The organism is Thermogemmatispora sp., assembly GCF_019683755.1.
GTDB lineage: Bacteria > Chloroflexota > Ktedonobacteria > Ktedonobacterales > Ktedonobacteraceae > Thermogemmatispora.
Genome location: NZ_JADGHT010000181.1, coordinates 1 through 9,070 on the forward strand (window position 1 = coordinate 1; position 9,070 = coordinate 9,070).

A 9,070-nucleotide genomic window follows, 5' to 3' on the forward strand; every position below is an offset into this window, starting at 1 on the left:
CGAGACTGTGGGTGTAGGGGTCGGGCTGGGCGTGGGCGTAGGAGTCGGGTTGACCGTTACAGCAACGGTGCTCGTCGTGATGATCGGCGTCTGTTGAGCGCTCTGACGCCACAGACCAGCTGATAGCAAGGGTAGGAGCAAGATAATGAGCAGGCTTAGCAGGACAATAAGGCTTGCCACTCCCATCAGAATCCAGCGGCCTTGTCTGGCCTCACGCCAGTAGCGTCTGTCCTGAGAACCCCGAGCGCCAGGGCTGGCTGACCTGGCCGCGCTACTGAAGGCTGGTCGAATGCTCTCGCTGATCACCGTCGCCTCTTCGTTCCACGGGAGAGAGGACGCTGCTGCCGCTAGAGCCGCAGGCTCGTTAGTCCGCTGTGAGGCCATCTCTGCTTGCTCTGGCTCAGCTCTTGGGGCCTCTGAGGGCGACCAGAGGACCGCCTGGCGGGGACTCTCCGGGAGTTGTTCCTCTTCAAGGGCGCCGGCCAAGGCCCCTGTAGTAGGTGCTAACTCCCTGCTCAGATGCCCTTCACCGCTGGAGAGCGGCGTCGCCCGCTGGCCCTGGTCGGGTGAAGACGGCGTTTGACCCTGAAAGGATAGTGACGGGTATGGAAGGGTCTCCTGCTCATAAATAGAGGTTTCTTCCTCTGTCAATGTGCCGCTAGTCAAGGTCTCTGCCTGGCCGTGGTGACCGTGAGCACTACCACTCTCGCTATTGCTGCTGGCGGCTGGCTCTGGGGACATGGACGGCTGAGGCCCAGGGGAAGCAGCCGCGTCCGTGGTCTGTGCGCTCTCCTGGCCACGGCCCGCATCGCTAGGGCGGAGCAGCTCACCGCGCACTGGTGAGAATTCCACAGGAAATAGTTGCGCCCGCCTGCCTGGCGCTGGCAGACCCGGGACATTGCTAGTAGCCGGCGCTGGCAGGCTACCTGCAGCAGTAGAGGAGGATGAAGGGAAGAGCGCCGCCATGAAGTCCTTTACATCGGCGAAGCGCCGGTCGCTTTCTTTCGCCAGAGCTTGCAGCAGTACCTCATCCACGCGGCGTGGCAAGAGCAGGTTGAGCTGGGTCGGCGCTACAGGTTGCTCATGGGCGTGCTGATGGGCCAAAGTCGTGAAGTCTGTGCCGCTGAAAGGGGGCCGTCCCGTCAGCAGCTCGTAAGCGATGCAGGCCAGGGCATACTGATCGCTGGCGCGCGTGGTGACCCCCGTGAACTGCTCGGGGGCCATATAGGGCCAACTGCCGGGGCGTAGCTCTGGCTCTCCATCGGTCGCTGTGGCCCAACTGAAATCAGTAAGCCACAACTCTCCTCTGGTATTGAAGAGGATGTTCTCCGGCTTCAGATTGCCATGCATCACGTTGAAGTGGTGAGCGTAGGCCAGGGCGTCAGCCACCTGCTGCAACAATGCACCAGTCTCCGCCAGACTGAGCGGCGTCATGCCTTGACGGGCCAGCCGCTGGCGCAGCGAGCCGCGCAGCGCGTATTCGCTCATCAGATAGACCTCATCCTGGTCGATGCCACACTCCAACGGAGGGAGCAGATGCGGATGACGCAGCATGCGGAGCAAGCGCACCTCGCGAAAATACTGCTCACGATTGCGCGGGAAAGGCGGATGAAAAAATTTGATCACTACGGTATGGCCGGGAGCAGTCAAATGCTGAGCCAGGTAAGTGCTACTGGCTGGCCGGTTGCCGAGACCTGCAATGACTCGATAGTGACCGATCACTCTATCGATATAGCGATTGCGCTCACGCATAGCTCCTCCACCGGCACATGAGGACTGTCATCCACAAGTGACCTTTGCGGCTTCCGTAAGGCAGTGCTCCATCTGACCAGGGGGACTGTATCTGTGCCATCCTCTGGCCACATCGCGCCTCTGTTCTATCCTCCAAAACTTTCCCCTGTAGGGCAGGACCTTTCACCTCACCGCCAAGGAAGTCATCTCGTGCAACCAGCATGCGTCTGCCCACAGGCGTGACCTCCCGAGGAACTTCCGATAGGGCTTAATCTCAGCGCCCGGGCTGCGGAAGTGCGCCCAGCATTCTCTATTGTCACAATCGCTCATAAAGCCATATAGCTAGCTAGCTGGCTGGCAAACGCCTGAGCTGCTATCTACGCGTGAGGGACCCGTCTTGGCTTTGAACACGGGGCGTCAAGGCGAGGCCGAAAGCCACCCCTGTCACGATCTGGCTCGCCGGATCACCCCATCATATGAGAAGGCCCTAGTCCTCTTTGCTCCTCTCGCTTGCTTGCTTTTAGCGAGCGCATACAAGATCAGCCCACTCCAGAGCAAAGAGAGTATAACCGGCGCATCTGCAGGGTGTCAATGAAAGAGAGAAATGGGGGATGACAATAGCACACTGTGCCTGATATTATCAGGACGAAAGGGCTGTAGCCTCTTCTGAAGTGACTCACTCGTGAATTCTTCGTTCTCTATTCAGAGCAGTATCAAAGCTGTCTAATCGAACTTGGTTGATCATCGGATGTGGCTTGAGAGTGTAGGAAGGGTCTGGTGACAATGAATCGGTGCCTCTACTGCAACAGACCATGTTCACATGGGGTGGTGTTTTGCGACGAGTGTCGGGCGCTTTTGCTGCAACGTCATGCCCTCACTGAGCAAGAAATGCAGTTTTCCCCAAAGAGCGAAGCGCGGCAGGAGGCCTTTCTGCCTGATGCTGATAGCTGGCCTCCACCCTCGCTGCGTGGCTTCCCAACAGTGCCGATGAGCGTCGCAGATGACGATTGGGAGGAGGGCCGGGCTGAGCCGCAGACGCATTCTGGACTGATATCACGTGCCGATCGACAAAGGGAAGATGACCATGATAGCTGCAGGGAGACTCTTGCGTCTGAGCAAGGCGAGGTAAGCCAGAGCCGCCGCCCCTGGCGCTGGTCCTGGCAGGCTCGCCGCCAGGCCTGGTCAGAGGAACTGCTTTCTGGCGGCCTGGCGAACGAGGAAGGAGCAGCGGCCTCCCAGGAACACAAGGATCAGCATAGACACGCTGGAGTGCCTGAGCCGCTGCGAGCAACCTCAGCGGCAGGCCTGCTTGCCTCTGAGGGCAAGGGCGAGGTGCGAGAGAACGGGCTACCCTTTGGTGACACTAGTATGGGGCGCCCCAAAGCTGACAGCCAGCTCTTAGGTAACCAGGGCTGGTCACGGTGGCGGAGACGGCCAGGGCGTGGCTTCTGGGTGCGTTCGATCTTTGTGGGGCTAACGATAGTGGCCCTTGTGCTCATTGGCTTGAATGGCTGGCTCATTCGCTCACGCTTCTCAAATGTCCATCAGCCAGGCCTGTCGGCGGGACAACCTCCGTTCTTAACAGCGACGCCAGCGCTGGTCCAGGCCGGTCAATCCGTGCAGCTCCATCTTGATCATTTTCCCGCTTTTGCTCAAGTGTATTTCAGCTATGATGTTGGTGAAGCGCTGGCGCCCATTGGGAAGGCCCCCATCGTGCAACTGGGAGCGCGGGGCAGCGCCGATGTGAGCATTGCCATCGGGCGCGATTGGAGTCCCGGTAGCCATACGATTCAGGCCGAAGATATCGCCACTCACTATACAGCCAGCACGACGATCCAGGTGGTAGCCAATGGCCCATTGCGTCCTCCAGTCTTGCAGGTCAGTCGCAGTAGCCTGGATCTCGGAACGGGAGTGCCGGGTCTTAACAGCGTGGCCTCGCTCTGGCTGAGCAATGGTGGCGATGGGAGCCTCGCATGGACGGCCAGCAGTGATCAACCGTGGTTACTGACTACGCCAACGCAGGGGGTGCTCAGTGAGCGCCAGGCGATTCTGATCGCGGGGTCACGCGCCAACCTGCGACCGGGCATCTATCATGGCACTATTACCCTCAGCGCGGATAGTGGGACCCCGTTGCATGTCCTCGTCACGATGCGTGTAGAGGCGGCTTCCGCTAGCAATAGCAGGCAGCAAGCGCTGCCGCTCACACTGACCCCGGCGGCCCTGGCCTTCTCCCTCACCGACGGCGGTCCGGCGCCTGCAGCGCAGTTTGTCACCCTCACGAATGCTGCGCCAACAACGATGAGCTGGTCCAGCCACATAGTAGTGCCCCCCGAGGGTCGTCAGGAGATGCCACTGCCGCTGCGGGCCGACTGGCTCCAGCTAAAGCCCACTCAGGGCAAGCTGGCGGCTGGCGAGAGCCTCTCTTTGGAGATCACTGCCCAAGGAGAGCATCTCCTGCCCGGTCTCTATTTGGCCGTGGTTCAATTGCATAGTTCATCCCCTGCCGTTGCGAGCGCAACCCAGGTCCTGGCGGCCTCGCTCACAGTCCTGCCTTCCTGCCGACTAACTTTGAGCGCCCAAAGCCTGACCTTTACCATTGGTCCTGGACAGGACACGGCAGGGAACGAGCAATTACTTGAGCTGGGATTAGCTCCCGGCTGCCCTTCGGGCCTGAGTTGGCAAGCCTTTACCTCGGCGAGCTGGCTCAAAGTTGACCCAAGCAGTGGCCGCATCGACGCAGCTCGTGGGATGAGTGTCCGAGTCGGCATTGCCGTCAGCGAATTGAATACTGGCACCTATAGCGGCTTTATCCTCTTCTCCATGCAACAACGGACCCAGACGGTAGCGGTCCTGCTGGAACTGGGAAGCTCAGTCGCCTCAAAAGGTCCGACGAACGGCTCCACAACGGCAGCCGTAACCGATGCGCCTGGGCGTACTCCTCTGGGGGCGGTCCTTTCACCCAGTAGCCTGAGCTTTACAGTAGAGCAGGGAGGACAGTCACCAATAATGCGCGCTCTGCTACTGAGTGCTACTCAGCATGCGCTGCGGTGGTCAGTGACACTCAATACGGTTTCGGCCCCCTGGCTGAGTGTGACGCCGCTGAGCGGCATGCTGGCTGTTGGTCAGACAACGCGTCTGAGCGTCGCTGTGGATGCAGCGGGCCTAGCACCGGGCAGCTATAGCGGGCAATTCACAGTCTCGCTGGAGCCTACTGACGGAGAGCCGGCCAGTCCCAGCCAGCTTGCGCAGGTAGTCGTGGTTACCCTGACGGTCCTGGCGCCGTGCGTGTTCGAAGTGACCCCGAGTAGCTTAAGCTTTACTAGCTCGCTGTTACAACCGAATCCCCCTCCACAGACACTTTCATTGCACATCGAGGGGGGATGTCCTCGCCCAGTGGCCTGGATGGTCACCATCGATAGCGATAGCACCTCCTGGCTGCATGTCAGTCAGACGAGTGGTAGCGATAGCGGCTCTGGAACGACGATCGCGGTCTATGTCACACCACCACGTCTGCTGCTGAAGACTTTGCGAGGCCAGATCACAATTACGGCCAGCGACGGCGGGCAGCATCCGCTGCAGAGTAGTCCCCAGTTGGTAACGGTCAGCGTGAGTCCAGGCTGAGATGGACTACAATGAACAAGCCATTCCGCCCGCTCCAGCCCGGCCTCGGCGGGCGAGGAAACAGCTCAGAGCGAGCGTGGCTGAGAGCCTGACTCCGCCAGCGTGCGAACGGCGGGACGCCCACCAAGGAGGGTGAGACTGAGGAGGCCGACAATGGCTCCTGCCAGGGCCACCGTCGGAGGACCCCCAATGAGCGCGATCAGGCCGCTGGCGCAGAAATCACCAAGTGGCCTGATCGCCATAATCATCAGCGTGTTGAGACTCATGACACGACCGCGCATCTGAGGAGGAACGCGCGTTTGCATCAGAGTGATCGTGGTGGCGGCTATGACGTTCTGCATGGCGCCAACCACCAGGAGCGTTAGCAGGGAGAGCCAGAAGAAGTGGCTAAAGGCAAACACCAGCAAGGCGACAGTCCACAGAGTAAAGGACAGGATAAGGGCGCGACCTTTATGCCTGACCTCGCCAAGAGAGGCTAAACCCAGTGCACCCGCCACCGTGCCAATACCAGAGGCAGAGAAGAGGAGACCCAGCTCAAACGGTGTCAGATGGAGCACCTGAACAGAGAAATAGGGGAGGATGATGGCGGCAGAGGGATTGAAGAAGAGCAAGGCTCCGTAGGCGGCCAGAACCCAGGGTAAGATAGTGTCATGCCCGATGACCCCAAGCGCCTCGCGAATCGCTTGCAAGACATTGCCGCTCTGGGCGCTTTGAACCACTGCCTGGCTTTGGGTCTGATCCTCCTCTGGAGGCACGCGCATAATGAAGAGCACAACAAGTACACCCACGTAGCTGAGAGCGTTGAGAAAGAAGTTGCCGGCGTAGTGAATGAGGCCAATGGTCAGACCTGCGAGCGAAGGGCCTATGACCGCTGCCCCGTTAAAGACTGCAGACTGCAGAGAAATAGCATTCATCAGGTCTTCGCGTGGCACAAGCTGAGGAATGAGAGCGGAGCGCGCGGGCTGGTCGAAGCTTAGGACCGTGCTATTGCAGAAGGCAATAAGCACAATCATCCAGACCTGGATCACTCCCGCGTGGGTGAGCACTCCAAGCAGGAGGGCCAAACCCATCGAGATGCTCTGCGTGCAAAGAAGCAGCCGACGACGGTCAAGGCGATCGGCAACGCTACCCCCAATAAGAGCGAAGAGCAAAAAGGCGCTGGCTTGTGCCAGCGAGACAATCCCCAGCGCCAGCGCGGAATTGTGGGTCAATCTGAGCACCAGTAAGCTCTGAGCGACGATCTGCATCCATGTCCCAACCGAGGAGACGATCAGGCTGATCCACAGCAGGCGGTAATTACGATGGCGCAAAGCGCGGAAGGTGCTGAGCCGCCTGCGATCCGTTGCAGACAGGCTGCTGTGAGGCGTAGTAGTAGAAGACGATCGATTCACGAGTATGGTGCGCTCTCTCTTTCGGCTGATAGGTTAAATCTCTGCATCTGATCATCATTATACTTCTTCTGATTCACCCTTTGGGATACTGAGCAGGCCTGACGTCCTTGGGTGGCTGATCTAGCAGGCCGGATGCCTGCTCAAGGTCACTCCCGGCTGTTTTCTCTTCCTTCTCATGGCTTCCTTGCGCTTTTTTAGCGTTTCTGTGCAAACGGAAGAGATGACGGTATCTATTCCCCGGGTCCTATATACTTGACAAACGTGATCTGCATCGGTATTATTAACTACAGGCTCGTCTTGTATAAAGGAAGCAAGCGGGGAAGATAGCTCCCCGGTGCCAGCTGCTTCCACTGTGTGAACCACTGGTAGAGTTTCTTCCGGTCTGTAGAGGCTTTTGCTACAGGTACCCTGCGGTTGAACGGAGCAAGAAGATTGCTCTACGCGCAAAGGAGGTGTCTGTCTTAGTCCCCGATGGCTCTGCACCCAGTTGGTGGAGGAAGCTTATAAACTGTCTACCTCCCATCCGATCCACCTTTTGCCTGTACTACCAGATGATAGGCTGTCTCTGACCATGTTGTCCGGCCAAGTCTAGCGGTACGCTGTTGTACCGATCATGCAAGCTAGAGGTGCCGATGAACATCGCAACATTCTTCCGATCTGCACGCCGCCTCGCCCTCGTTCTGCTCACGCTCTGCGCCAGTGGCGTGGTGGCCCTTCTTCTGTTTGTTGGACCATCCGCTGCTTTTGCCCAGCTTCACGGTCAGGCCCCAGCCAACCGGAGTCTGATCCGTGGGCACATGGTCCCGCTGCTCAGGAATCACAAGCCACTACACAGCGAGAGTGCTGATCACATCCTGCAGCTTTCGATCGCGCTCAAACTACGCAACGAAGCCCAGCTCGACGCCCTGCTAGCGGCCCAGAATGACCCCAACTCACCGCTCTACCACCACTACCTCACGCCGCAGCAATTCACCGAGATGTTTGGGCCGACGCCAGAGAGTGTCAACCGTGTAGTGGCCTACCTGAAGGCCCAGGGACTGCGTGTCAATGGGGTCTCGCCCAACCGGACCCTGATCAATGCCAGCGGCAGTGTGGCCCAGGTTGAGCAAGCCTTTGCTGTCACGCTGGCCGACTATCAGGTAGGGAATCGCAACGTCTATGCGCCGACTGGCGAGCCATCTGTACCGGCGGAGCTGGGCGGCCTCATTCTCAACATTGCAGGCCTGGATAATGTTGCCCACTATCGTCCTCTGGGCCTACAGCGTCTCGCTGCTGACCACGGGCCGCATACTGGCCCTGGTGGTGGCTATACCCCCAGCGAGCTACGTACGGCTTATGATATGAATTCGCTCATCAATGGGGGAAGCAACGGGAGTGGCCAGACCGTGGCCATCTTCGAGCTGGACGGCTACCGCGCCTCGGATGTTAATGCCTACCTGAACTATTATGGCCTCGGCTCAGCGAAATATTCCAATGTGCTCGTCGATGGTGCGACGAATACCGCCGGCTCGGGAGCGATTGAGGTCGAGCTAGACATGGAAGTGGTCTCGGCCATCGCACCGGGAGCGAATCAGAAAATCTATATCGGCCCCAACACAGTCACGGGAGTCAATGATACCTATAACCGCATTGTCACGGACAATCTGGCGAAGGTTGTCAGCATTAGCTGGGGCGAATGTGAGGCGGCGGCAGGAACATCGGAGCTAGCCACGCTTGACAACATCTTTAAGCAAGGTGCTGCCCAAGGTCAGGCTTTCTTTGCGGCCTCTGGTGACTCGGGCGCCTACGACTGCGATAACAACAGTCTGGCGGTGGACTCACCCGCCGATGATCCCTATGTCGTGGGTGTGGGAGGCACCCATCTGGTCACCGGCAGCGGTGGCACCTACAGCAGTGAGTCGGCCTGGTCGAATCCCAGTGACACCCAGCGAAGCCCGCATGGCTCCGGCGGCGGTGGAGGCATCAGCTCCTACTTCGCCCGCCCCTCGTACCAGACCGGCCCTAATCTGACCAATGCCAAGCGCATGGTGCCGGATGTCTCGGCTGATGCCGACCCGGCCACCGGTTACTCGGTCTACTGTACTGTCGCTGCGGCTGGCTGCTCTAGCTCAGGCTGGCTGACGGTCGGCGGTACGAGCGCGGCAGCCCCGCTGTGGGCTGGCGTGGCGGCTGATGTCAACCAATACCTGGCCTCGCAGGGCAAAGCGACCCTTGGCTCGGCCAGCGCCACCATTTACCGCCTCTACAATACAAGTCAGCCCTATAGTGCCTATCACGATATCACCAGTGGCAATAACCTCTACTACTCGGCCACCACCTGACTCTTT

At 59.2% G+C, this 9,070-nt stretch carries 4 protein-coding genes; 2 read left to right on the forward strand and 2 right to left on the reverse strand.

Annotation, left to right across the window (positions count from 1 at the left end):
• Positions 1-1,752: serine/threonine-protein kinase (locus IRZ24_RS12365; RefSeq protein WP_297164671.1), on the reverse strand; the 1,752-nt coding region annotated here is incomplete at its 3' end.
• An 834-nt stretch (positions 1,753-2,586) separates the two neighbouring features.
• Here IRZ24_RS12365 and IRZ24_RS12370 point away from each other — a divergent pair.
• Entirely contained in the window at positions 2,587-5,352 is a 2,766-nt protein-coding gene (locus IRZ24_RS12370) for a hypothetical protein (protein WP_297164673.1), read from the forward strand.
• Between the two features lie 65 nt (positions 5,353-5,417).
• Here IRZ24_RS12370 and IRZ24_RS12375 read toward each other — a convergent pair whose 3' ends face one another.
• A complete protein-coding gene (locus tag IRZ24_RS12375) occupies positions 5,418-6,743 on the reverse strand; it encodes an MFS transporter (RefSeq protein WP_297164675.1) in 1,326 nt (441 codons plus the stop codon).
• Positions 6,744-7,375: 632 nt separating this feature from the next.
• Between IRZ24_RS12375 and IRZ24_RS12380 the strand changes: the two genes are divergently transcribed.
• Positions 7,376-9,064, forward strand: a complete 1,689-nt coding sequence (locus tag IRZ24_RS12380; protein WP_297164678.1) for a S53 family peptidase — start codon at positions 7,376-7,378, stop codon at positions 9,062-9,064.
• Positions 9,065-9,070: the final 6 nt, after the last annotated feature.

What these genes read in the sequence shown, in the direction of transcription:
- IRZ24_RS12380 (WP_297164678.1), top strand. Translation starts at nt 7,376, where the DNA reads ATGAACATCGCAACATTCTTCCGATCTGCACGCCGCCTCGCCCTCGTT.